The organism is Treponema sp. R6D11, assembly GCF_054786075.1.
This window is the reverse complement of sequence record NZ_BDHD01000880.1, coordinates 1-352: the sequence shown is the minus strand read 5'-3', so window position 1 is coordinate 352 and position 352 is coordinate 1. Positions and strand designations below refer to the sequence as shown.

1 pseudogene is annotated in these 352 nt (G+C 49.1%); it reads right to left on the bottom strand.

Annotation, left to right across the window (positions count from 1 at the left end):
* Positions 1-352: pseudogene (locus ACYVTD_RS16625) on the bottom strand (hypothetical protein); the annotation flags it as partial.

The window sequence follows — 352 nt, the reverse complement described above, 5'->3', positions numbered from 1 at the left end:
AAGGCAGAAAAAACCGTCGTTTACCGGGTACAAAAGGGCGCTTCTTTCTATGTCTGGAATATTGTCAAGCAATACGCCGGACGCCGCGTCCGTAATAAGCAGGCCGTTTGAATTAATACCCGCGAGAAAGCGGTTGTTGCCGAAGACGATGGGGCTTGAAAGGTTGGAAGGGGCTCTGAAGCGCCCCGTGACGGAAAGGGATTTTAATTCCAGATACAGTATCTGCCCTTCAAAGTCCTCGTTTTCGCCCTGATACAACAGTATGTTTTGTTCCGCCCTTCCCGTAATGCCGAACGTAACGGTACCTGCCGGAATATTTACAAGCGAAAGAACGTTTCCGTTGGATGAATCA